18 protein-coding genes and 1 pseudogene are annotated in these 21,214 nt (G+C 70.3%); 10 read left to right on the plus strand and 9 right to left on the minus strand.

Annotated features, from left to right (window positions below; translation table 11 throughout):
* The 4 genes from AB0M87_RS26535 to AB0M87_RS26550 form a co-directional block, all read right to left on the minus strand.
* Window positions 1-787, minus strand: a 787-nt coding sequence (locus tag AB0M87_RS26535; protein ID WP_365857127.1) for an ATP/GTP-binding protein, incomplete at its 3' end; no start/stop codon positions are given.
* The gene (locus AB0M87_RS26540; RefSeq protein WP_365857129.1) at window positions 768-1,142 is read right to left on the minus strand and encodes a DUF742 domain-containing protein; all 375 of its coding nucleotides are present in this window, start codon (window positions 1,140-1,142) and stop codon (window positions 768-770) included. The genes AB0M87_RS26535 and AB0M87_RS26540, both read right to left, overlap by 20 nt.
* The gene (locus AB0M87_RS26545; protein WP_365857131.1) at window positions 1,139-1,540 is read right to left on the minus strand and encodes a roadblock/LC7 domain-containing protein; all 402 of its coding nucleotides are present in this window, start codon (window positions 1,538-1,540) and stop codon (window positions 1,139-1,141) included. Before AB0M87_RS26545 ends, AB0M87_RS26540 begins: the two co-directional genes overlap by 4 nt.
* Window positions 1,537-2,934, minus strand: a complete 1,398-nt coding sequence (locus tag AB0M87_RS26550; RefSeq protein WP_365857133.1) for an ATP-binding protein — start codon at window positions 2,932-2,934, stop codon at window positions 1,537-1,539. The genes AB0M87_RS26545 and AB0M87_RS26550 overlap by 4 nt, the downstream gene beginning before the upstream one ends.
* A gap of 224 nt (window positions 2,935-3,158) precedes the next feature.
* On the opposite strand from AB0M87_RS26550, the gene AB0M87_RS26555 reads away from it, so the two are divergent.
* The 3 genes from AB0M87_RS26555 to AB0M87_RS26565 all read left to right on the plus strand — a co-directional run bounded on the left by AB0M87_RS26555 (window position 3,159) and on the right by AB0M87_RS26565 (window position 6,514).
* Window positions 3,159-4,085, plus strand: coding sequence for an EamA family transporter (locus AB0M87_RS26555; protein ID WP_365857135.1), 927 nt, complete (start codon window positions 3,159-3,161; stop codon window positions 4,083-4,085).
* Between the two features lie 172 nt (window positions 4,086-4,257).
* Window positions 4,258-5,385, plus strand: coding sequence for an SPFH domain-containing protein (locus tag AB0M87_RS26560; RefSeq protein WP_365857137.1), 1,128 nt, complete (start codon window positions 4,258-4,260; stop codon window positions 5,383-5,385).
* A gap of 13 nt (window positions 5,386-5,398) precedes the next feature.
* Entirely contained in the window at window positions 5,399-6,514 is a 1,116-nt protein-coding gene (locus AB0M87_RS26565; RefSeq protein WP_365857139.1) for a hypothetical protein, read from the plus strand.
* A gap of 14 nt (window positions 6,515-6,528) precedes the next feature.
* Here the strand turns inward: AB0M87_RS26565 and AB0M87_RS26570 are convergent, their stop codons facing one another.
* The 3 genes from AB0M87_RS26570 to AB0M87_RS26580 form a co-directional block, all read right to left on the minus strand.
* The gene (locus AB0M87_RS26570) at window positions 6,529-7,353 is read right to left on the minus strand and encodes an NAD(P)H-dependent oxidoreductase (protein ID WP_365857141.1); all 825 of its coding nucleotides are present in this window, start codon (window positions 7,351-7,353) and stop codon (window positions 6,529-6,531) included.
* Window positions 7,354-7,467: 114 nt separating this feature from the next.
* Complete coding sequence (locus AB0M87_RS26575) at window positions 7,468-9,075, minus strand: MFS transporter (RefSeq protein WP_365857143.1); 1,608 nt, start codon at window positions 9,073-9,075, stop codon at window positions 7,468-7,470.
* 320 nt (window positions 9,076-9,395) lie between these two features.
* Window positions 9,396-10,313, minus strand: a complete 918-nt coding sequence (locus AB0M87_RS26580) for a PaaX family transcriptional regulator C-terminal domain-containing protein (RefSeq protein WP_365857145.1) — start codon at window positions 10,311-10,313, stop codon at window positions 9,396-9,398.
* 110 nt (window positions 10,314-10,423) lie between these two features.
* Here AB0M87_RS26580 and AB0M87_RS26585 point away from each other — a divergent pair, with 110 nt between their 5' ends.
* The 6 genes and pseudogenes from AB0M87_RS26585 (at window position 10,424) to AB0M87_RS26610 (ending at window position 16,839) form a co-directional block, all read left to right on the plus strand.
* Complete coding sequence (locus AB0M87_RS26585; protein ID WP_365857147.1) at window positions 10,424-11,335, plus strand: SDR family NAD(P)-dependent oxidoreductase; 912 nt, start codon at window positions 10,424-10,426, stop codon at window positions 11,333-11,335.
* Between the two features lie 48 nt (window positions 11,336-11,383).
* A complete protein-coding gene (locus AB0M87_RS26590) occupies window positions 11,384-12,256 on the plus strand; it encodes an amidohydrolase family protein (RefSeq protein ID WP_365857281.1) in 873 nt (290 codons plus the stop codon).
* A gap of 13 nt (window positions 12,257-12,269) precedes the next feature.
* Window positions 12,270-13,808: a long-chain fatty acid--CoA ligase gene (locus tag AB0M87_RS26595; protein WP_365857149.1), complete on the plus strand. Its 1,539-nt coding sequence runs from the start codon at window positions 12,270-12,272 to the stop codon at window positions 13,806-13,808.
* Window positions 13,809-13,842: 34 nt separating this feature from the next.
* The gene (locus tag AB0M87_RS26600) at window positions 13,843-14,301 is read left to right on the plus strand and encodes a MaoC family dehydratase (protein ID WP_365857151.1); all 459 of its coding nucleotides are present in this window, start codon (window positions 13,843-13,845) and stop codon (window positions 14,299-14,301) included.
* 65 nt (window positions 14,302-14,366) lie between these two features.
* Window positions 14,367-15,761 carry an alpha/beta hydrolase gene (locus AB0M87_RS26605; protein ID WP_365857152.1) on the plus strand — a complete coding sequence of 465 codons (1,395 nt, stop codon included), beginning with the start codon at window positions 14,367-14,369 and terminating at the stop codon, window positions 15,759-15,761.
* A 176-nt stretch (window positions 15,762-15,937) separates the two neighbouring features.
* Window positions 15,938-16,839 (plus strand): annotated as a pseudogene (locus tag AB0M87_RS26610) (hypothetical protein).
* A gap of 121 nt (window positions 16,840-16,960) precedes the next feature.
* On the opposite strand, the gene AB0M87_RS26615 reads toward AB0M87_RS26610, so the two are convergent.
* Both AB0M87_RS26615 and AB0M87_RS26620 read right to left on the minus strand, forming a co-directional pair.
* Window positions 16,961-17,434, minus strand: coding sequence for an NUDIX domain-containing protein (locus tag AB0M87_RS26615; protein ID WP_365857153.1), 474 nt, complete (start codon window positions 17,432-17,434; stop codon window positions 16,961-16,963).
* Window positions 17,435-17,900: 466 nt separating this feature from the next.
* Window positions 17,901-18,449 (minus strand): hypothetical protein, encoded by a 549-nt coding sequence (locus tag AB0M87_RS26620; protein WP_365857154.1) that lies wholly within the window; start codon window positions 18,447-18,449, stop codon window positions 17,901-17,903.
* Window positions 18,450-18,751: 302 nt separating this feature from the next.
* Between AB0M87_RS26620 and AB0M87_RS26625 the strand changes: the two genes are divergently transcribed.
* On the plus strand, window positions 18,752-21,172 hold the full coding sequence (locus tag AB0M87_RS26625; protein WP_365857155.1) for an excinuclease ABC subunit UvrA: 2,421 nt from the start codon (window positions 18,752-18,754) through the stop codon (window positions 21,170-21,172).
* Window positions 21,173-21,214 lie beyond the last annotated feature (42 nt).

Raw genomic sequence — 21,214 nt, forward strand, 5'->3', positions numbered from 1 at the left:
CGGGTACGGACGGTGCGGGTGCGGCGGGTGCGGCGGGTGCGGACGGTGCGGTGGGTGCGGGTGCGGACGGTGCGGCGGGTACGGACGGTGCGGGTGCGGCGGGTGCGGCGGGTGCGGACGGTGCGGTGGGTGCGGGTGCGGACGGTGCGGCGGGTACGGACGGTGCGGGTACGGCGGCTACGGACGGTGCGGTCGACAGGGTGTGGAGATGCTCCAGGAGCGTGATCAGCACGTATTTGCTCGACGTGCGGTCGCGGGCGTCGCAGTCGATCAGCGGGATCCCGTCGGGCAGATCGAGTGCCTCCCGCAGCTGCTCCTGGGTGTGTACGGGGCCGCCGAAGTCGTTGCAGGCGACGATGAACGGCGTGCCGTGGTGTTCGAGGCGGTCGATCGCGTACCAGGACTCGGCGAGCCGGCGGGTGTCGACCAGTACCACCGCGCCCAGCGTGCCGGCGAACAGCCGGTCCCAGAGGAACCAGAAACGCTCCTGGCCGGGCGCGCCGAAGAGATAGAGGATGGTGCGCTCGTCGATGGTGATGCGGCCGAAGTCAAAGGCCACGGTGGTGGCGGTCTTGGCGTGCACCCCGGTGAGATCGTCGACGGCCGCGCCGGCCTGCGTCATCGTCTCCTCGGTGTTCAGCGGGCGGATCTCGCTGACCGACCGGACCATGGTGGTCTTGCCGGCCCCGAAACCTCCGACGATGACGATCTTCAGACCGTTGTCGGCGGTGCGGGCCAGGCCAGGCTGTCGGGAGGCTACGGACTGGTCAGAGGTTGCGGAGTCCAACGAGCACCTGCTCCAGGATGTAAGGATCGGGAAGACGGTCCCCGCCGCCCGCGGTACGCGGATGACGGGCGCTGATCCGGCCGGTGTCGAGCAGGTCGCAGAGCAGGATCCGGGTGATGGAGACGGGCAGCCCGAGTTCGGCGGCGATCTCGACGACGGCGGTGGGGCGTGCGCACATCCGCAGGATGGCAGCGTGTTCCGACTGCATTCCGGGCGCCGGATCACACTCGCCCACCACCAGGGTGACCAGGTCGAAGGTGCCGGCGTCGGCCCGGCTGCGGCCGCCGGTGAGGGTGTAGAGGCGGTCGGGGTCGTCGTCGCGGCCCGGCCTGGGCCGGTTGCCGCCCGGGTTCACGTGCGCGGCTCCGCGCTGAGGTGTTCGCCCAGCTGCTCCACCAGCTCGCTCATGTTGTGGCCGATCAGGCCCACATCGGCCGACTCGTCCGCGATCAACGAGAGATGAGCGCCGTCGCCCGCCTCGACGATGAACAGCACCCCGCCGTAGAACTCCGCCATCGCGCTCCGGACGCCGCCCGTGCCGTCCCCGAACTCCATGGAGGCGCCGTGGGACAGGCTCTGGATGCCGGCCGAAATGGCGGCGAGCTGGTCGGCTTGGTCGACGGTGAGCCCCGGGGTGCGGCACAGCTTGAGGCCGTCACGGGAGAGGACGAGGGCGTGCCGGGCTCCGGGGGTGCGCTCCAGGAGGCTCTCCAGCAGCCAGTTGAGCCGCTCGTCGGTGGTCGTGGGAGTCATGAGGTGCTGCCTTCCGGATCCGGGGAGTCGCCACGCACGGCCTGGCGGAACGTGCTGAACCTCGCGGCGGATGTCGTGGACGCCTTGGACGTGGTGGTACGAGGCCGGGGCTCGCCGCCGGGGATCGCCCCGGTCGGATGCGCGGCCGCCAGCGTCCGGCCGCGGCGCCGCTGGGGCAGGCCGCTCTCGCCCAGCTCGGGGGTGGCGTGCGCGGGTTCGGGTTCGGGCTCGGTGGCCGGAGCGGGGAGCGTGCCCGCGTCCGTACGTGTACCCGTATCCCTGGCCAGCGGCGGCCGGGTGATGAGCTCCTGCGGCAGCAGCACCAGGACACCGGTGCCGCCGCGCGCGGACGGCCGGAAGGAGACCGTAAGACCGTGCTTGCGGGCCAGCCGCCCCACTACGGCCAGACCGAGCCGGGTACCGGACAGCCCGGCGAGGTCGGTCTGCCGGGTGGTTTCCGAGGTGACCGCCCGCTCGGCGCGGCGCAGCTGGACGTCGCTCATGACCAGGCCGCTGTCCTCGATGGTGAGGATGACGCCGGCCGGTACCTCTTCGACGTACACATGCACTTCGGCCGTCGGCGGCGAGAAGTTGGCAGCGTTGTCAAGCAGCTCCGCGAGACAGTGCATCACGCCTTCGGCGGCGTGACCGGCGATGGCGACCTCACTGGTGGAGTGCAGCCGGATGCGCTGATAGCCGGCGATCCGGCCCATCGCACCGCGCAGGATCGACTCCATGACGATCGGCTTGGCCCAGCGTCGTCCGGAGCGCGCCCCGGCGAGTACGGCGATGGAGTCGGCGAGGCGGCCGGCCTGGGCGGTCCGGTGGTCGAGGAGGAGCAGATCGCCGAGCACGTCCTCGTCGGTGTGCCGGTGCTCCATTTCGCGCAGGTCGGCGAGCATGCCGGTGGCGAGGGCCTGCATCCGTCCCGCGGCGTTGGCGGCCGCGGACATCGCGGCGGACCGCACCGACTCGGCGCGTGCCGCGCGCGCCGTGAGTTCGGCGGTCTTCTCCTTGAGCTCGACGGTGAGTTCAACGACCTTGGCGTCGCACCGGGCGGTCAGCTCGGCGGTCCTGGCCTCGAAGTCGGCGGTGAGTTCGGTGACCGTCGACTCGCACCGCCGGGTGAGCTCGGCCGACCGTGCGCCGAACTGTGCGGCCTCCTCGCTCAGCCGGTCCACGCGGGCACGGAGCACCCGGGCCGACGTGGCCCCGTACACCGCGGCGGCGACGGCGGCGCTCAGCAGCACCGCGGCAGCGGCGGAGCACCAGGCGAGTGGGGCGCGTAGGTGGCCGGGGGCAGCGGCCACCGCCCCTACGCAGAGCAGGCCCGAAGCGACCAAGGAGATCAGCAGAGCCAGTGCGGTCGGGCGGAGCGGGGGGCGCTCTGTCATCTGGCGGGGTCCTCATGACGGATGGGGCAGGAGGGGTTTGCTGGGAGCTGCGGGTTCTGCCTAACGCGTAGCAACTATAGGAGAGTTGGTGATCGCTTTGGGAACCTATGCGTACGGAATTTGTTGCCTCTCGTACGTAATTTGCACGGGGTCGCCCATACCCGGATGCCACGTCCTGTGCACGTAAGTGAGGAACTGCGCCACGGCCCCTTACTGTGGAGGCCATGGACCCGATTGCCCCCGCCGACGCCAAGACGCTCGACACCGCTCTGACCGCCCCTGCCCCCGGCGACCTCGGGTTGCCCACGCTGCGGTCGCGTCTGGGGCCGCTCGGGCTTGTGCTGTCCGGTGGAGTCTCGGTGCAGTTCGGCGCCGCCGTCGCGGTTCGGCTGATGCCCCGGGCCGGTGCGCTCGGGGTCGTGTCGCTGCGGCTGGCGGTCGCCGCCGTGGTGCTGCTGGTCGTCTGCCGGCCCCGGGTGCGCGGACTGTCCCGCGCCGACCGGTGCACGGTGCTCGTCTTCGGGGTGGCGATGGGCGGCATGAACGGCTTGTTCTACCAGGCCGTGGACCGCATCCCGCTGGGCGCAGCGGTGACCCTGGAGGTACTCGGACCGCTGGCGCTCTCGGTGATCGCGTCGCGCCGCCTGGTGAACCTGCTCTGGGCCGCCCTCGCGCTCTGCGGCGTGGCGCTGCTCAGCGGCGGCGGTTTCGGCGGTCTCGACCTGGTGGGGGTGGCGTTCGCGCTGGCCGCCGGTGGGATGTGGGCGGCGTACATCATCTTCTCCGCCCGTACCGGGGCGCGCTTCCCGCGCGCCGACGGCCTGGCGCTGGCCATGGCGGTCGGCGCGCTGCTGATGCTGCCGCTGGGGATCGCGGACGCCGGCTCCCGGCTCCTCGTACCGAGCACCCTCGGCCTCGGCGCGGCGGTCGCTCTGCTGTCGTCCGTACTCCCGTACACCCTGGAACTGCTCGCCCTGCGCCGGCTGCCCGCTTCGACCTTCGCGGTCCTCATGAGCCTGGAGCCCGCCATCGCGGCGACAGCCGGTTTCCTGGTCCTGCACCAGGCGCTGTCCGCGGTCGACGCGCTGGCGATCGCGCTGGTCATCGTGGCCAGCATGGGAGCGGTCCGGACCCAGGTCTCCGGGAAGTAGCGCTTTCTTCCGCACGGAGCGACACGCGTGCGCATACGCACGGATTTCCCGTGCGGGGCGCATTGACGTGGTGCGCCAGGGGCTCAGCCGTGTGAGCCAGTCGTCATACCGGGTTGTTATCGTTCCCTGGCGGCTCGGGCGAGGGACGTATCAGCGAGCGGGGGAAGTTTCCATGGGACTGTTCGACAGCATCCGCGGTGAGTTCATCGACATCGTCGAGTGGACCGACGACAGCCGGGACACGATCGTGTGGCGCTTCCCGCGTCACGACAACGAGATCAAGATGGGCGCCAGGCTCGTCGTGCGCGAGTCGCAGACCGCGGTCTTCGTCAACGAGGGACGGATAGCCGACGTCTTCCAGCCGGGCACATACACCCTGGAGACCCGGAACCTGCCGCTGCTCGCCACGCTGAAGGGCTGGAAGTACGGCTTCGACTCGCCCTTCAAGGCCGAGGTGTACTTCGTCACCACCCGCCAGTTCACCGACATGAAGTGGGGGACGCAGAACCCCGTCATCGTCCGCGACCCCGAGTTCGGGATGGTGCGGCTGCGGGCCTTCGGTACCTACGCGGCGCGGGTGGTGGACCCGGCGGCGCTGCTGCGTGAACTGGCCGGCACCGACCCGCAGTTCCGCACCGAGGAAGTGCAGGAGTACCTGCGGCAGCTGATCGTCGGGAAGCTGAGTGGCACGCTCGCCACATCGGGCGTGCCGATGCTGGACCTGGCGACCCGGCAGGAGACGATCGGCGCCGAGCTGGCGGGTGTGCTCACCCAGGAGCTGCAGTCGGTCGGTATCGCCGTCCCCACGTTCATCATCGAGAACATCTCGCTGCCTCCGGAGGTCGAGGCGGCCATCGACACCCGGTCCAGGATGGGTATCGCGGGCGATCTCGATCAGTACACCCGGTTCCAGGCGGCCGACGCGCTCGCGGCCGGTGCCCGTACGCCCGGCAGCGGAGTCGGCGACGGCATGGGACTCGGGCTCGGCATGGCCGCCGGCCAGCGGATGGCGGCCGGTCTCACCCCGCAGCCCGCGACTCCGGCACCCGCGGCTGCTCCCGCCCCTTCGGCCGGCCCGCCGCCGCTGCCCGCGCAGGAGCAGTGGTTCGTCGGAGTGAACGGCGCCCAGCAGGGGCCGTACGACCACACCGCGCTGACCGGTCTGGTGAGCGCCGGCAGCCTGACCCGGGCGACGCTCGTCTGGAAGGAAGGGATGCCCGGCTGGCTGCCCGCCGACCAGGTGCCCGACATCGGCCGGCTCTTCGGGGCCGTACCGCCGCCGCTGCCGCCGCAGGCCTGAGAGCGGGACGACGATGAGCCCCGACGAGCAGAACGCCGCGAACCCCGCTACGGCCTCCCGTTCCTACCCCTGCCAGGCATGCGGCGCCACCGTGGAGTTCGCGCCGGGCGCCGACGCGCTGCGCTGTCCGTACTGCGGTCATGAGCAGGCGGTGACCGCGGTGCCGCGCCAGGTGCGTGAGCACCGCTTCGACGAGCTGACCGCGCTGCCCGCCAAGCCGCTGAGCTCCACGGCCGAGGGCGTCCGCAGCTACGTCTGCCCGGGGTGCGGCGCCCACACCGAGAGCGACGACCTCTCCGCGCACTGCCAGTTCTGCGCCACCGCGCTGGTCGCCGAACCCGACGCCGCCGAGCGGGTGACACCGGAAGCCGTGGTCCCCTTCGGCCTGGACCGCAACGCCGCCCGCGAGGCACTGAGCGGGTGGACGTCGTCCCGCTGGTTCGCGCCGTCCCGCCTGAAGCAGGTCAGCGAGGCGGAGACGTTCCGGGGCAGCTACCTGCCGCACTGGACGTACGACGCGCAGACCGTCTCCGGCTACCGGGGACAGCGCGGCGACTACTACTACGTCACCGAGACCTACACCACCACCGAGAACGGCGAGAGCGTCACCAGGACCCGCCAGGTGCGCCGCACCCGCTGGTCCCCGGCCTCCGGGACGGTCGGCCGCGGCTTCGACGACGTGCTCGTCGCGGGGACCACCCATGTCGCCGCCGAACAGTTGGACAAGCTCACGCCGTGGCCGCTGGAGGAGGCCAAGCCGTTCCAGCCGGAGTATCTGGCCGGTTTCCGGACCGTGCGGTACGACGTGGAGCCGGAGGACGGCCTGGTGACCGCCAAGGAACGGATGGCCGAGGTCATCCGTTCCGACTGCCGGGCCGACATCGGTGGTGACGAACAGCAGGTGACCTCCGTGGACACCCGGTACTCGGGGCTCACCTTCAAGCTGGTGCTACTGCCCGTCTGGTTCCTGACCTATCTGTACGCGGGCAGGAGCTGGCAGGTCATGGTGAACGCCCGCACCGCCGAGGTCATCGGCGAACGCCCGTACAGCAAGGGCAAGATCGCCGCCGCGGCGGTGGCCGCGCTGGTCCTCGTCGCGCTGATCGTCTTCCTGGTGATGCAGAAGTAGGGCTCCTACCTCTCTTACCTCTCCGCCTCCTCGTCACCGCCGGTGCGTTCGCACTGCTCTTCCGCGTCGTCCGTCCGATAGTGGATGCGGAGGCCCTCCTCGCCCGCGGCCCGCTCGGGGCGGAGCACCAGGTGCTCGTCGTAGTCCCCGCCGTTCTGACTGCGGAACGCGAGGGGCTCGGTCTCGGGGAGCGTCAGCAGCCGCTCGCGCAGCCGGCCGACGGCCGCCTTGTACTCCTCATCGGACAGCTTGACCGCGCCGTTCACCACCAGGGGCGGGACCACGGTCATGCCCGGGTACCACAACGTGCCGTGCAGCAGGGGGAAGAGGGTGTCGTTGATGTCCCCGTGGATCCCGCGCGGTCCCGTGGTCGCCGCGTTGGCGCCGACCGTGGTCAGCACCATGGCACGCCGCCCCACCAGCCCCCCGCTGCCGTACCGCTGGGCCCGCCCGGTCCGCGGATCGAGCACACCCTGGGCGAACCCCTGCACGAACAGCCGGTCGAACCAGCCCTTGAGGATCGCCGGCATACCGAACCACCAGAGCGGGAACTGCACGATCACCGTGTCCGACCAGAGGAGTTTCTCCTGCTCGCGCCGGATGTCCGGGCTGAGCGTGCCGGTTTCCAGCGCGTGCTGGGACTCGGTGAGGACGTCGAGCCGTTCGGCCGGGTCGTGCTGGAAGTCTCCATGACCGACGACCGGGTCCCACCCCATCGCGTACAGGTCCGACTCGACCACTTCGTGGCCGTGCTCCCGCAGCACGGCGATCCCCTCGTCGCGGAGGGCGCCGTTCAGCGAACGCGGGTCCGGATGGGCATACAACCACAGCACCTGCACGACCGAACATCTCCCTTTTCCTCTGCGCCACTTCGCTGCTGATCCAGCGACTCCACCGTACGTGCGCTGATACGAGCGGTGCTTGACGGTGCCGGCGCTCTTCGACGCGGCGGGTCAGCCGGTGGTCGCGGCTTTCGGGGCCGGAGCCGGAGCGGTGTCGGTGTCCTGCGGGGCGCCCACACGGCGCAGGGCGATCAGGGCCAGCAGGCAGGAGACCAGCGCCGCCGCGCCGCAGATCGCGAAGCCGAGGGAGTATCCGTGGCCCAGCGCCTGCAGGGCCAGCGGTGCCGCGCCGCCGGGCGGCGCGGAGGAGGGGACGGAGTTGACGGCCAGCGGGCCGCCCTGGGCGGCGACTTCGGTGGCGGCGGCCTTCACCTGCGGACTCAGTGCGGAGCCTTGCAGGCCCGAGGTGAACGACGAGCTCGCGCGGCTGAGGGCTATGGCGCCGATGACGGCGGGGCCCAGGGTGAATCCGAAGTCGCGCAGCAGGCTGGTCGAGGCGCTGGCCATACCGGCGTAATGGATCGGGACCGTGTTCACGGCGGTGGCGGTGATCGAGGAGACGGTGAGCGCGAAACCGATGCCGACCAGGCCGAGGGGCAGCACCAGCGAGGTCAGTGCCCGGTCGTCGACCGGCAGGGTCGCGGCGAGGAAGTCACCGGCGGCCATCAGGGCCAGCCCGCCGGTGAGGATCCAGCGTCCGCTGACCCGCTCCAGCAGCCGCGAGGTGAGCGGGGCCATGACCAGGGTGAGGCCGTTGAGGAGCAGGAAGGCCACCGAGGTGCGCAGCGGGCTCTGGTGCTGGACGGGGCCGAGCCGGATGCTGGTCGCGTACGCGGTCCCCAGGAAGCTGAACATGCCGACGACGGCGACGATCGAAGCGACCGCGAACGCCCGGTTGGCGAACAGGTCCAGGCGCAGCAGCGGGGAGCGGGCGCGCCTCTCGGCGATGACGAAGAGCACGACGAAGACCGCGGCGACGACGAAGGCGATGATGACCGGGGCCGACGCCCAGCCGTCGGTGGGCCCCTGGATGACCGCGTAGAGCAGCGCGAACAGGCCGATACCGATGGTGAGTTGTCCGCCGAGGTCCAGTGAGCGGCCCTCGGGGGCCTTGGAGTCCCGGGCGCACAGCAGGCTGACCACGGTACTGGCCACGCCGATCAGCACGACCACGACGAAGGCCGTGCGCCAGGAGTCGTAGCTGCCGGTGATACCGCCGACGACGGGGGCGACGAAGCCGCCGGTGGACAGGGCGGCCGCCCACACGGTGATGCCGCGTGCCCGGTCGCGATGGCTGTGCGTCCCCGCGGCGATCACGGCGAGGGAGGTGGGGAAGAGCGCGGCCGCGCCCAGGCCGGCGATCACCTGTCCGACCCACAACAGATGGACGCCGCTGCTCGCGGCGGAGACCGCCTCGCCGCCGATGACCAGTACGGAACCGCCCACGAGCAGCGGCTTGCGGCCGAACAGATCGCCCAGCACACCGAAGGTGAGCTCCAGCACGGTCACCGGCAGCAGAAACGCGTCGGATATCCAGGTGAGTTGGGAGCCGATGGGGTGCAGGTCCTCCTGGAAGAGGCCGTTGAGTGTTGCGGGGACGGCGAGCGCGATCTGGGCGAGGCAGACCGCGAGGCAGCCGGCGATGAGGGTGCCCAGCGGCAGCCGGTCCGGCGTCGGACGGGCGGCTCGGGCGGACGAGACGGGGTCGGTCAGTGGCATTGCGGCTCCAGCGGGTGGGAGGGCGGGAACAGGCGTGGGACAGCCGACGACGTGGGCTGCTCGAGGCCGAGCGCGTACGGAGCTACGGCCTCAGCGGGGTGCCGTTCCCATGGGTGGGCGGACGGCGGGGAGGGCCGGGTCCGCTGGGCGCCGCGGACCGGCCTCGCTACCTGGAGCAGGGCGGCCGGTGCCGGGTCCGGGGGTTCGTCGGCACCGGGGGGTGCGCCGAATATAGGGCCGAATATGGACGGCGGTCAATGAAGTGACGAATGTTGGTGCGTCGTCCCGGAGTGGATGCCGTCGCCGGCTCCGGCGCCGGTTCAGCCCTGCTCGGGTGCCGGGCCGCCGGGAACGGGGCCGCCGGGTGCCGGCTCGCCGGAAACGGGGTCGCCGGGAATGGTGTCCAGCACCGCGTCGGCCAGCTGCTTGGCCGGGGCGTCGTATTGCGCGGACAGCGTGCGGAAGACGTGCTCGGCGCGGATCGCCGGCCAGTCCGCGGGAAGGTGCTCCGCGGGCAGTCGGGGGTCGGAGCGGACCACCTGGAGCCAGTCGGTGTGCAGCAGCAGTTGTCGGGCCAGGTCGTCGGGGGCGGACGCCACCGGCTCCGGGCGGTCCCACTGGTCCAGGAAGGTGCGATAGCGCTCGGCGATGCCGGCCGGGTCGAAGGCCCGGTGGAGCAGTTGAGCGGCCTCGGTCGGCTCGGCCGCGTGACCGCGCAGCACGTTGAGGTGATCCTCCAGACCCAGTCCGGCGACGACGGCGGGGACGTCCAGGTCCCCCGGCGCGATCCACAGGCCGTTCTGCAGGGAGCCGAAGCCGGCCCACACCAGGCGCGAGCGCAGGTCGTGCCGCTGGCTGCGCCAGGCCTCGGGCAGGGAGAAGCCGACCAGGGTCCAGGTGCCGTCCCAGTCGCGGTTGACGGCTCCGGCGCCCCAGATGCGGTCATGTCCATCCCGCAGGACCTCGGTGGAGTGCTGGGTGAGTCCGAAGTACATCTTGCGGCCCCGGCGGTGGCGGGCCAGCAGGTTGCGTTTGACCATCCGCGTCAGGGTGGACCGCACCGCGTCCTCGGAGACCCCCACGCGCGCGAACACGTCGATGACGCTGCCCGAGTAGACCGCGCTGCCGTGCTCCAGAACGTACAGGCCCAGGAAGCTGAGCATCAGCGTCTGCGGCCGCGCGGACGCGGCGGCGCCTTCCTCCTCGCCCGTGGGCGGCTTCGTCCCTGTCCTCGTCACGCGGCTCAGTGTAGGGGACTGGAGCGATACTCGGCAAAGTGTTGACCGCAGTAATCAAACCGCCTAACGTCTGCGTCGTCAGCACACCGCAAGGCAAGGACTGCGCACACATGGATCTCTCGAACAGGGTCGCCGTCGTCACCGGCAGTGGACGTGGCCTCGGATTCGCCTACGCCTCCGCCCTGGCCCGTGCCGGCGCGTCGGTGGTGGTCAACGACGTGGATGCGGAGGCCGCCGACCACGCGGTGAAGGAGATCACGGCAGCCGGTGGCAAGGCAGTGGCCGAGGTGGCCCCGGTCGGGTCCGGCGAGGTCGCCGAGGCGCTGGTGGCCCGGGCCGTCGACGCCTTCGGCCGGCTGGACGTCATGGTCACCAACGCCGGCATCCTGCGCGACCGGGTGCTGTGGAAGATGTCCGACGAGGACTTCGACGACGTGGTGCGCGTCCACCTGCGTGGCACTTTCACCTGCGCGCGCGCCGCCGCCGTGCGGATGCGTGAGCAGGGCGAGGGCGGTCGGATCATCACCGCCTGCTCCCCTGCCGGGCAGCGCGGCAACTTCGGCCAGACCAACTACGCCGCCGCCAAGGCCGGCATCGCCGCGATGACCCGCACCTGGGCCCTCGAACTGGCCCGGGCCGGCATCACCGTCAACGCCCTGGTCCCGGTCGCCGCCACCGGCATGACCCGCACCATCCCCGCCTTCGCCCCGTACATCGAGGCGCTGGAGGAGCGCGGCGAGCCGCTGCCGGACTGGCTGCGCAAGGCCGAAGGGCTCGGCACCCCGGAGGACGTCGCCGGCCTCGTGGTCCACCTCGCCTCGGAAGCCGCCGCGTCCATCACCGGCCAGTGCGTCGGCATCGGCGGTGACAAGCTGGCCCTGTGGTCGCACCCCCAGGAGGTCGTCACCGCCTACCACCACGGTGGCTGGAGCGCCGACGACATCGCCGCCGCCTGGCCCGTCTCGGTCGGCCGCGAGCCGCAGACCTACGGCATCCCCGCCCCCCAGGCCCCCGGCGCCTGAACCTCCCACCCCACACGGAAAACGGAAGGTGAGCCGACGATGACATCCCTGAACCCGGACGAGCTCGTCGCCATCGACGTGCACACCCACGCCGAGATCTCCAAGGACGGCCACGGGGCGCTCAGCCCCGAGCTGTTCGGCGCCTCCGCGGAGTACTTCAAGGCCCACGGACACCGCACGCCGACGATCGACGAGATGGCCGCCCACTACCGCGAGCGCCGCATGGCCGCGGTGGTCTTCACCGTCGACGCCGAGCACGCCACCGGGCATCCGCGGATCGCCAACGAAGAGGTCGCCGAGAGCTGCGCCGCCCACCCGGACGTCCTCATCCCGTTCGCCTCCGTCGACCCCCACAAGGGCCGGGCCGGGGTCCGCGAGGCCCGTCGGCTGGTCGAGGAACACGGGGTGCGGGGCTTCAAGTTCCACCCGAGCATCCAGGCCTTCGCCCCCAACGACCGCCTCGCCTATCCGCTGTACGAGGCCATCGAGGAACTGGGCGTGCCCGCGCTGTTCCACACCGGCCAGACCGGCATCGGCGCAGGCGTCCCCGGCGGAGGCGGCATCCGGCTGAAGTACTCCAACCCCATGCTGGTGGACGACGTCGCCGTGGACTTCCCCGAGCTGCGGATCATCCTCGCCCACCCGTCCTTCCCCTGGCAGGACGAGGCGCTGGCAGTGGCCACGCACAAGCCCTACGTCCACATCGACCTGTCCGGATGGTCACCGAAGTACTTCCCGCCGCAGCTGGTGCGCTACGCCAACACCCTGCTCAAGGACAAGGTCCTCTTCGGCTCCGACTACCCCGTCATCACCCCCGACCGGTGGCTCGCCGACTTCGACAAGCTCGACATCAAACCCGAGGTCCGCCCGAAGATCCTCAAGGACAACGCCGCCCGCCTGCTCGGCCTGACCGACGACTGAAACGGAGGCCGCCGTGCGCAACCAAGGCATCGGCTCCTGGCCCGCACGCCGAGCCCGCAAGACCCCCGACCGGATCGCCGTCGTCCACGAGGACCGCGATTTCACCTACCGGCAGCTGCACGAACGGGCGCTGCGCCTGGCCCACGCCCTGCGCGGGCTGGGCGTGCGCCACGGCGACCGGGTCGCCTACCTGGGCCCCAATCACCCGGCCTTCCTGGAGACGCTGTTCGCGGCCGGCGCCCTCGGCGCGGTCTTCGTCCCGCTCAACACCCGCCTGGCCGCGCCGGAACTGGCGTACAACCTCACCGACTCCGGCGCCGGTGTCCTCGTGCACGCCCCCGAGCAGGCCGACGCCGCCACCGCGGCCGCCGCCGACGCCGGCGTGCGCCACCGCATCGCACTCGCCGGGGCCGCGGCCGGCGCCCTCGGCTACGAGGACCTGCTCGGCCGCGGCGGCACCGACCCGCTGGACGAGCCGGTGACCCCCGACGACCCGTGCATGATCATGTACACCTCGGGGACCACCGGCCACCCCAAGGGGGCGGTCCTCTCGCACGCCAACATCGTCTGGAACAGCGTCAACGTCCTGGTCGACCTCGATCTGGCCGCCGACGAGGTCACGCTGGTGACCGCCCCGCTGTTCCACACCGCGGCGCTCAACATGACCTGCCTGCCCACCCTCCTCAAGGGCGGCCGGGTGATCCTGCTCGGCGCCTTCGACCCCGACCGGGTGCTGCACCTGATCGAGACCCGGCGGGTGACCTGCATGTTCGGCGTACCGACCATGTACGACGCGCTCGCCGCCCGGCCGCACTGGCCGCAGGCCGACCTGTCCAGCCTGCGGACCCTCAACTGCGGCGGCGCGCCGGTCCCCGAACGCACCATCGCCGGCTACCTCGCCCGCGGTCTCGCCCTCAGCCAGGGCTACGGCATGACGGAGGCGTCCCCCGGCATCCTCTACTTGGACAAGGAGCAGACCTCGGCCAAGGCCGGCTCGGCGGGAGTGCCGCACTTCTTCACCGACACCCGCGTGGTCCTGCCCGACGGCAGCGACGCCGCACCGGGGGAGCGTGGGGAGATCCTGGTGTCCGGACCGCACGTCATGTCGGGCTACTGGAACCGGCCCGCCGAGACCGCCGCCGCGATCACCGACGACGGCTGGCTGCGCACCGGCGACATCGCCCGCACCGACGACGACGGCTTCGCCTACATCGTCGACCGGGTCAAGGACATGTACGTCTCCGGCGGGGAGAACGTCTACCCGGCGGAGATCGAGAACCTCATCCTCGACCACCCGGCCGTCGAAGAGTGCGCCGTCATCGGTGTCCCCGACCAGCAGTGGGGCGAGGTCGGCCGGGCCGTCGTCGTACTCACACCGGAAGCCCGTGCCGACGAGGCGGACATCCTCGGCCACCTGCGCGGGCGACTGGCCAAGTACAAGATCCCCAAGTCCGTCGTCTTCGCCGATGCGCTGCCCCGCACCGCCTCCGGCAAGCTCGTCAAACCCGCCCTGCGGTCGGCCTACACTCCGGCCCCCGCCGACCGCCGGTGAACCCCGAACACCACCCCAGGAAGGTCACCTCCCCATGCCCACCACCGCCCACGGCCTCGCCCAACTCAAGTCCCTCGCCGGGACCGACCTCGGCCGCACCGACTGGCGGGAGATAACCCAGCACCGGGTGAACACCTTCGCCGACGCCACCGACGACCACCAGTGGATCCACACCGATCCCGAGAAGGCGAAGGACGGGCCCTTCGGCGGCCCCATCGCCCACGGCTATCTCACGCTCTCTCTGATCATCCCGCTCTTCAACGAGCTGCTGGAGATCACCGGGGTCTCGATGAGCGTCAACTACGGCCTCGAAAAGGTCCGTTTCCCCAGCCCCGTTCCGGTCGGAGCCAAGATCCGCCTGCACGGCGTCGTCGACTCCGTCGAGGAGGTCAAGGGGAACGGCGTGCAGATGCAGCTGGCCTTCACCGTCGAGGTGGACGGCAGCGCCAAGCCGGCCTGCGTCGCCCAGGCCGTCTACCGCCACTACGCCTGACCACCCGCCACACCCATCAGCCGGATCCGGCCCTCCCGGGCCACCCAACAACTTACGGAGTGCCCATGCACAGGACCAGGCGCAGGTGGAGTTCGAGGATCATGGCGGCGGCGGTCGTCGCCGTGGCGGCCGGCGGAGTGACGTCGATGGGCCCGGCACAGGCCGCCACACCGTCGCGGAGCTACACGGGTACCTTGTCGGACGGTGCCGACTGGATGGCTGATGTGCCCGCCGCGTGGAACGGCACGCTCATCCTCTTCAGCCACGGCTACGGCCCCCTGCAGGCGCAGGACGCTCCGGACCCGGCCACCAAGAAGGAGCTGCTGGCCGAGGGGTACGCCCTGGCCGGGTCGTCGTACTCGGGCCCCTCGATGTGGGCCCTGCAGTCCGCAGTGAACGACCAGTTCGCCTCCCTGCGGGCGGTGCAGGACAAGATCGGCCATCCGCAGCGGACGATCGCCTGGGGCCGGTCCATGGGCGGGCTGGTCAGCGCGCTCGAGACACAGGACCCGCGGCACCAGGTCGACGGGACCCTGACCACCTGCGGGCTGGTCGGCGGCGCGCTCAACCTGAACAACTACCAGCTGGACGGCGAGTACGCCGCCTCCCGCCTGCTCGCCCCGGAACAGAAGATCCAGCTGGTCGGCTATCGAACTCCGCAGCAGGCCTCGACGGCGCTGGACGCACTGAACACGGCGACCTCGGCAGCACAGAACTCACCGCAGGGCCGGGCCCGGATCGCCCTCGCCGCCGCCCTGATCAACGAGCCCACCTGGTACTCAGGTCAGGCCGCGCCCGACCCGCACGACTACGCGGCGCAGGAGGCCCAGCAGGAGCAGACCCTCGTCGGCCCCGGATTCTCCCGCTATGTGACCGGACGTCAGCAGATTGAGCTGTCCGCCGGCGGGAACAGCGCCTACACCGCGGGGGTCGACTACCGGGCGCTGCTGAACAGCAGCAGCCACACCACTGAGGTCCGGGCGCTGTACAAGCAAGGCGGTCTCGACCTGAACGCCGACCTGTCCACGCTGACCCGCGACGCCGACATCCACGCCGATCCCCGGGCCGTCGCGTCCCTGACCCGCACCTCGATGGCCACCGGGCACCTGGGGGTCCCGGAGCTGGACATCCACACCACCAGCGACCAACTGGTGCCGGTGGAGCAGGAGAACTGGTACGCCCAACGGGTCGCCCAGGCCGGTGACAGCCACCTGCTGCGTCAGGCCTACGTCCAGGGCACCGGCCACTGCGCGTTCCAGCCGGCCGAGCAGATCGCCGCGCTGCACGCCTTGGAGCACCGGCTGGACACCGGCAGGTGGGACAACGCCGCCCGACCGACCGAGCTGAACGCGGCAGCCACCGCTCTGAACCTGGGCACCACCCCCCGCTACGCACCCTTCCACGCGCCGCGCCTCGTCGGCGGCCTGGGCGAGCCCGGGCGCGACCGGCTCCGTCACTGACTTCCGCACTCCGAGGCCGGTGGCGCAGACGGTTCTCCGCGATGGCACCGGAAGCTGATCACGGGCTCCGGGACTGAAACGAAGGCGATGACACCGGTAGGAACACGCCTCCTGCGGACTCCGCCAAAGGTGACGTCCAGGGGAGCGACCTTACAGCGCAGGTCAGCCAGTCGAGCATCACTGTCAAACAGTCGGGTGGTGCATCGTCCAAGGCGTCCACCGGACGGCTCTCGGCGGTCGACCCCAACTGGAAGCCCCCGGCGTGCTGGTACGAACCAGCCGCGACACCTGAGCAGGTGAAGGCTGCGGTTGACCATCTGAAGAAGGACCCGAACAGCAGACTGGTACACGTCACGCCCAATCTCTTGTGGGGCGAACAACTGATGGTGGACTACTACGAGAAGGGCAAACCGCACAGCGAAGGGGACGCAAGTTACAAGAACTACAACCTTGGCAAGGACGGAATGTTCTGGCGTGGGGTGGTCAACAACGGCTTTCAGCACGACCTTGCGGCATGGGACTGCGAACGCACAATGTTCTGGCAGGCCGGCACTGCTATTCCTGACAGCCCGGAAGCCCCGACCCCGAGACACTCGCGGCGTACGCCTACAACAGGATCAAGGTCCCGGAAACTGACATCGAGCTGAAACCAGCCACCAGGTCAACGGTGAACCTGCCCACGTGGGTCTGGCTGGACAAGGGCACGTTCAAGAGCATCGAGGTCACCGCGGAACTACCGCACACCAACCTGTGGGCGAGGACCACTGCGAAGCCGGTAGCTCTGCATCTGGATCCGGGCAGCCGCGACGCCGAGACATTTCCCGCCTCCGGTGACTGCGAGATCAACGCAGACGGTTCCATCGGCACTCCTTATACGCCGGGCTCGTCCAACAAGACCCCGCCCTGCGGCATCGACTACCTGCGGGCCACCGATGGCACGCCGTATCAGCTCAAGGCTTCGATCACCTGGGCCATTTCCTGGGAGGGCACTGGGGGAGCCAAGGGGGACCTCCCCGATGGAACCTTCGAGACCACCCAGGACATGAGCGTCCAGGAAATCCAATCGATCAACCGCTAGTGCCGTGACCGCATAGGTTCACCGGGTTGCTGGTGGCTTCCGGGGGGTGTGGCGCGCTTGGATGTCCGGGAACGTGCAGGCACGGTGCCGGGAGGCGGGAATGGAGCGTAGGGGTTCCCGGTCAACGCACCCGGTCGCGCCAAGGACCGTCCGGCACCAGGGCAGCGAGAACAGACATCAATGCCGGCGGCTCGATTCGATCCGCCAGCGTGTTCAGGCCGGACCACGCGACCCAGGCGTGATTGTGGAGATTGACTTGCTCATCGGGCAGGAGGCCGGTTGGACTCAACGTCGGCCGCTCCTCGGCAAAATGGGCCACGAAGAAATCCTCCGGCCCGACATACCGCTTCCCTTTCCACCAAACGTCACGTTCGACCGACACAGACCGGTCACGCACCGCGGTGGGGTCCAGGCCGGTCTCCTCCGCCAGTTCTCGCCGGGCCGCGATCAGCGGTGTCTCGCCCTGTTCGATGCCGCCACCAGGCGGCTCCCAGAGCATCACACCGTCAAACGGATCACGCCAGTGGAGAAGTAGTAGGCGCTGGGCAGCATCCAGGCAGATCACCCGCACGGCGGGCCGACGTGTCGTCTCCACGGCCTTGACACTACTTGACCATGCCATGACCACCCCGGCGAACGTTTGCGGTCAGAGCACTAGGAACCGCGGTGCGCCTTGGGCGCACTGGTGGCGGCGGGTGCTGCCTGCATCGTGGGCTGAGAGGTTTCACCGTGCGGGGTGAGGGCTGCAGCGGCAGCTTCCAGCCCGCTGTACGTGCACGTGCCCGAGCGGGGAACACCGGAACGCGGGAGACCAGTCGGATATCCAAAACCGTTCGGGATACCCGCAGTGACCACGGATGGGTACAAGACTCACTCCTGGTCACTTAATTGGAACGGTTCGTGGCGCTTCGGGTGCTGGAAGAAGTCCCGCGCGACTGAGGTCCCGCACGACTGGACGTGGGGGTGGTTGCTGCCCTGCCGCGCGGAACGCATGAGGCGGTCGGCCCCGCGCCTGGATCGAGCCCGGGGCGGACAGCGGCCTGCTCCGCGCCACGGCCAGATCAGCTCCCGGACAGCTCCTTGCTGGAGGGCACCTTGTTCTTGACCTCCGCGCCCGCGCTCTTCCCCGCGTCCTTCACCGACTTGATCACCTCGTCGAAGGTGCCCGCCGCGTTGCCGTCGCCGTCGCGCAGCTTGCTCGGCAGCTTCTTCAGCGAGTTGACACCCGCGGTGAGCGGCGCGACCGCCTTGGCCAGCGTGGGGTCCGCCTGGGCGTTCTTCAGGGCGGCCTTGAGCCTGTTGTACGCGAACGCACCGGCCAGTCCCGCTTTGATCACCGTGAACGTCCGGTGGTGCGCGCCCTTCTTGAACTTGCCCGCTTTGTACGGCTTCACGATCCACTCGTAGGTGGCACCGGCCGCGAGCCCCGCATTGGCGACGAAGCGGGTCTTGGCCAGCTTCTGCTTCTCGACGGTGCTGGTCGGCGACGCAGATGAAGGAGCCCCCGCGCTCTGCGTGCTGGCACTGCCGCATGCGGTCCCCCCGGTCAGCAGCGCACCGGAAAGGACCACGGCCACGGCGGTACGACGGAACGGGGCTGAGGTGACCACGGCGGACCTCCGGTGGGTCTTTTCGGGGAGTGCGCGCGGTGTGCGGACCGTGCAGGGCACTCTCCGAAGGCTCACCCGGGCGGGAGGCCGTAGCCAGCCGGTGTGGTCCGTACGGGTGACGGAACGGCGGCGAAAGCCGCGACCGATATCCGCGGCCGAACAGATCAGGAATCGAGAAGCGCGGACACCGGGCCGCGGCTAGCGTTCAGGACGTGGGCGGCCCCGCCCGACAGCGCCCCGCCCGACAGAGCCCGGCACGAAGCCCCGCCCGACAGATCCGGCGCCCGACACATGGAGACACGATGAGCAAGGCCACGAGGACGGAGACGCAGTTGCCCGTGCCGCACGTTGCCGACAGTCACGATCTGATCCGCGTGCACGGCGCACGCGAGAACAACCTCAAGGACGTCAGCGTCGAGATCCCGAAGCGGCGGCTGACCGTGTTCACCGGCGTCTCCGGTTCGGGCAAGAGCTCGCTGGTGTTCTACACGATCGCCGCGGAGTCGCAACGGATGATCAACGAGACCTACAGCACGTTCGTGCAGGGCTTCATGCCGACACTGGCCCGGCCCGAGGTCGACGTGCTCGACGGGTTGACCACCGCGATCATCGTCGACCAGCAGCGGTTGGGGGGCGACCCCCGCTCCACCGTCGGTACCGCGACCGACGCCAACGCGATGCTGCGCATCCTCTTCAGCCGGCTCGGGCAGCCGCACATCGGCTCGCCCAAGGCGTTCTCCTTCAACGTCGCCTCGATCAGCGGGGCGGGCGCGGTCACCATGGAGCGCGCCGGACAGACCGTGAAGGAGCGTCGCAGCTTCAGCATCATCGGTGGCATGTGTCCGCGCTGCGAGGGCCGGGGCTCGGTCACGGACATCGACCTGTCGCAGCTGTACGACGACAGCAAGTCGCTCAACGAGGGCGCGCTGACGATCCCCGGCTACAAGGCGGGCGGCTGGAACTACCGGCTCTTCAGCGCGTCGGGCTTCGTCGACCCGGACAAGCCGATCGCCGAGTACACCAAGAAGGAGCTGCACGACTTCCTCCACCATGAGCCGGTCAGGATGAAGATCGAGGGCATCAACATGACCTACGAGGGGCTCATCCTCCGGGTCCAGAAATCGATGCTCGCCAAGGACAAGGAGGCGATGCAGCCGCACGTCCGGGCGTTCGTGGAACGCGCGGTCACCTTCACCGACTGCCCCGAGTGCGGCGGCACCCGGCTCAGCGAAGGGGCCCGGTCCTCACGGATCGGCGGCATCAACATCGCCGACGCGTGCGCGATGCAGATCAGCGACCTGGCCGCCTGGGTGCGGGGCCTGGACGATCTTGGGGGTACCGCCCGCGCGTACGGGCGGGGGACGGTGGCTCCGCTGCTGACGGCGCTGGGCGAGACGCTCGACTCGTTCGTCGAAATCGGGCTCGGCTACCTCTCGCTGGACCGGTCGTCCGGCACCCTCTCGGGAGGTGAGGCACAGCGCACCAAGATGATCCGCCACCTCGGTTCGTCGCTGACCGATGTCACCTATGTCTTCGACGAGCCGACCGTCGGTCTGCACCCGCACGACATCCAGCGGATGAACGATCTGCTGCTGCGGCTGCGCGACAAGGGCAACACGGTGCTCGTCGTGGAGCACAAGCCGGAGGCGATCGCGATCGCCGACCACGTCGTCGACCTCGGCCCCGGCGCCGGTACGGCTGGCGGCACCGTCTGCTTCGAGGGCACCGTCGAGGGGCTGCGGGCCAGTGGCACCATCACCGGCCGCCACTTCGACGACCGGGCCTCTCTCAAGGAGACGGTACGCAAGCCCACCGGCACGCTGGAGATCCGGGGCGCGACGACCCACAACCTGCGCGACGTCGACGTCGACATCCCGCTCGGCGCGCTGGTCGTCGTCACCGGGGTGGCGGGCTCGGGCAAGAGCTCGCTGATCCAGGGATCGGTGTCGGGCCGGGACGGCGTGGTGTCGATCGACCAGGCGGCCATCAAGGGCTCGCGGCGCAGTAACCCGGCGACGTACACCGGACTGCTCGACCCGATCCGTAAGGCGTTCGCGAAGGCCAACGGCGTGAAGCCGGCGCTGTTCAGCGCCAACTCGGAGGGCGCCTGTCCCAACTGCAACGGCGCCGGCGTCGTCTACACCGATCTGGCGATCATGGCCGGTGTCGCCACCACCTGCGAGGTGTGCGAGGGGAAGCGGTTCGAGGCGTCGGTGCTCGACCACCACCTCGGCGGCCGCGACATCAGCGAGGTGCTCGCGATGTCGGTGGCGGAGGCCAAGGAGTTCTTCGGGTCCGGCGAGGCGCGCACTCCGGCCGCGCACGCCGTCCTCGAGCGGCTCGCCGACGTCGGGCTCGGTTATCTCAGCCTCGGCCAGCCGCTCACCACGCTGTCCGGCGGCGAGCGGCAGCGGCTCAAGCTGGCCACCCACATGGCCGAGAAGGGCGGCGTCTACGTCCTCGACGAGCCGACCGCCGGCCTGCACCTCGCCGACGTCGAGCAGCTGCTCGGGCTGCTGGACCGGCTCGTCGACTCCGGTAAGTCGGTCATCGTCATCGAGCACCACCAGGCGGTCATGGCGCACGCCGACTGGATCGTCGACCTCGGGCCCGGCGCCGGCCACGACGGCGGCCGGGTCGTCTTCGAGGGCACGCCCGCCGACCTCGTCGCCGCCCGCTCCACCCTCACCGGCGAGCACCTCGCGGCGTACGTCGGCAGCTGACCGGGTCCGCGCGAGACACACCAGAAAAAAATGCAAGCACGC

Source organism: Streptomyces sp. NPDC051320 (assembly GCF_040682175.1).
Lineage (GTDB): Bacteria > Actinomycetota > Actinomycetes > Streptomycetales > Streptomycetaceae > Streptomyces.

Coding starts and splice junctions, on each gene's coding strand:
- AB0M87_RS26585 (WP_365857147.1), top strand. CDS start 10,424: ATGGATCTCTCGAACAGGGTCGCCGTCGTCACCGGCAGTGGACGTGGC.
- AB0M87_RS26555 (WP_365857135.1), top strand. CDS start 3,159: ATGGACCCGATTGCCCCCGCCGACGCCAAGACGCTCGACACCGCTCTG.
- AB0M87_RS26545 (WP_365857131.1), bottom strand. CDS start 1,540: ATGACTCCCACGACCACCGACGAGCGGCTCAACTGGCTGCTGGAGAGC.
- AB0M87_RS26605 (WP_365857152.1), top strand. CDS start 14,367: ATGCACAGGACCAGGCGCAGGTGGAGTTCGAGGATCATGGCGGCGGCG.
- AB0M87_RS26550 (WP_365857133.1), bottom strand. CDS start 2,934: ATGACAGAGCGCCCCCCGCTCCGCCCGACCGCACTGGCTCTGCTGATC.
- AB0M87_RS26560 (WP_365857137.1), top strand. CDS start 4,258: ATGGGACTGTTCGACAGCATCCGCGGTGAGTTCATCGACATCGTCGAG.
- AB0M87_RS26575 (WP_365857143.1), bottom strand. CDS start 9,075: ATGCCACTGACCGACCCCGTCTCGTCCGCCCGAGCCGCCCGTCCGACG.
- AB0M87_RS26600 (WP_365857151.1), top strand. CDS start 13,843: ATGCCCACCACCGCCCACGGCCTCGCCCAACTCAAGTCCCTCGCCGGG.
- AB0M87_RS26565 (WP_365857139.1), top strand. CDS start 5,399: ATGAGCCCCGACGAGCAGAACGCCGCGAACCCCGCTACGGCCTCCCGT.
- AB0M87_RS26625 (WP_365857155.1), top strand. CDS start 18,752: ATGAGCAAGGCCACGAGGACGGAGACGCAGTTGCCCGTGCCGCACGTT.